Annotated in this window: 1 protein-coding gene; it reads left to right on the top strand. The window is 70.8% G+C overall.

Annotated elements, in window-relative coordinates; genetic code table 11:
- Positions 1–2252 (top strand): type I polyketide synthase (locus KCH87_RS48360; RefSeq protein WP_247197937.1); only part of this gene is annotated, 2252 nt, incomplete at both ends.

Raw genomic sequence — 2252 nt, 5'->3', positions numbered from 1 at the left:
CTGCTCACCGTCGACGACGGTCTGGCGCTTTTCGATGCCGCGCTCCTGTCCGGCAGGAGCGACGTTGTCCTGACACGACTGGACAGGAACGCCCTCAAGCAGCGGCTGGACTCCGGCCAACTTCCCTCTGTTCTACGCTCGTTGGTCCGAGGCGGCGGCCGGAGCGGGCGCCGCGCGGCCGCCGGAGCAACGGCTGCCGGAGCCGCGTCTCTCACAGAACGGCTCGCACGCCTCAGCTCCGAGGAGCAGGGCCGCCTCCTGCACGGCATCGTCCGCGACGAGGTCGTCGCAGTCCTCGGTCATGGCGCGGGCAGTTCTCTCGAACCCGGCCGCGCCTTCAAGGACCTGGGCTTCGACTCGCTCACGGCCGTCGAACTCCGCAACCGCATGAATGCCACGACCGGCCTGCGCCTGCCCGCGACCCTCGTCTTCGACCATCCGACACCCGCCGCCCTCACCGCCCACCTGCGGCGCGAACTGGTCGGCGACAACTTCCCCGCACCGGGCGCGGCCACCAGTTCCAAGGCCCTCGAGCGTGCCACCGACACCGACACCGACACCGACCCGGTGGTGATCGTGGGGATGAGCTGCAGACTGCCTGGAGGCGTCACCTCCCCCGACGGTCTCTGGCATCTGCTGGACGAGGGCACGGACACCATCTCGCCGTTCCCGACGAACCGGGGCTGGGACCTCGACAGCCTCTACGATCCGGACCCGAACACACCCGGCAAGTCCTACGTCCGTGAGGGCGGGTTCATTGATGGGGTGGACGGGTTCGACGCAGCCTTCTTCGGCATCAACCCGCGCGAAGCCGTAGCCACCGATCCTCAGCAGCGACTGCTGCTCGAAGCCGCCTGGGAGGCGTTCGAGCACGCCGGCATCGACCCCACTTCGGTGCGTGGCAGCGACACGGGCGTCTTCGCGGGCGTCATCTTCGGCGACTACACCTCGCGCCTCCAGGAGATCCCCGAGGGATACGAGGGCTACATCTCGACGGGCAACACCACGAGTGTCGCCTCGGGTCGGCTGGCCTACACGCTGGGTCTGGAGGGTCCGGCGGTGACGGTGGACACGGCGTGCTCGTCGTCGCTGGTCGCCCTGCACCTGGCCGCCCAGGCCCTGCGCAACGGCGAGTGCTCCCGCGCGGTCGTCGGCGGTGCCACGATCATGTCGGGCCCGACGAACTTCATCGAGTTCAGCCGCCAGCGGGGGCTCGCCCTCGACGGCCGCTGCAAGGCCTTCGCGGCCGCAGCCGACGGTACCGGGTGGGGCGAGGGCGTGGGTGTTCTGGTTCTGGAGCGGCTGTCGGATGCTCGGCGGCGGGGGCACCGGGTGCTGGCGGTGGTGCGGGGTTCGGCTGTCAATCAGGACGGTGCGAGTAACGGTCTGACCGCGCCGAACGGTCCGTCGCAGGAGCGGGTGATCCGGCAGGCGCTGGACAGCGCGCGGCTGACTCCCGCCGACGTGGATGCGGTGGAGGCGCATGGCACGGGCACCTCGCTGGGTGACCCGATCGAGGCGCAGGCACTGCTCGCGACCTACGGCCAGGGCCGGGACGCCGAACAACCCCTGTGGCTGGGCTCGTTGAAGTCGAACGTCGGCCATACCCTCGCTGCTGCGGGTGTGGCGGGTGTGATCAAGATGGTGGAGTCGATGCGGCACGGGGTGCTGCCCCGGACGCTTCATGTGGACGAGCCGACGCCGCATGTGGACTGGGAGGCCGGGCAGGTACGGCTGCTGACCGAGGCCCGCGACTGGCCGCAGGCCGGGCGCCCGCGCCGGGCCGGGGTGTCCTCGTTCGGGATCAGCGGCACCAACGCGCACGTGATTCTGGAGCAGGCACCCGCCGAGGAGCCGGTGCAGGAGGCTGGGCAGCCATCACAGGATTCTGGTCTGCCGGTGGTGTGGCCGGTGTCGGCGAAGACCCCCGCCGCGCTGCGGGTGCAGGCCGAACGGCTGGCCGCGCACATCCGTGAGACCGGTGGTGAGGAGGTGGATGCGGCCGCGGTGGCCCGTACGCTAACCCGTGGGCGTACGCAGTTCGAGGAGCGGGCCGCGGTCGTGGGTGAGACGGCCGGCGACCTGCTGGCGGGGCTGGAGGCGCTGGCCGCGGACCGGCCGCACCCGGCCCTGGTCACCGGCAGCGTACTCGGCGGCAAGACGGTGTTCGTGTTCCCCGGCCAGGGCTCACAATGGGCCGGCATGGGCGCGCACCTCTACCAGCACTCCCCGGTCTTCGCCCAACACCTCAA

Source organism: Streptomyces sp. GESEQ-35 (assembly GCF_017948485.1).
Taxonomy (GTDB): domain Bacteria; phylum Actinomycetota; class Actinomycetes; order Streptomycetales; family Streptomycetaceae; genus Streptomyces.
Note: the sequence above shows the minus strand (reverse complement) of the source record. Positions and strands in the feature narration are given on the sequence as shown.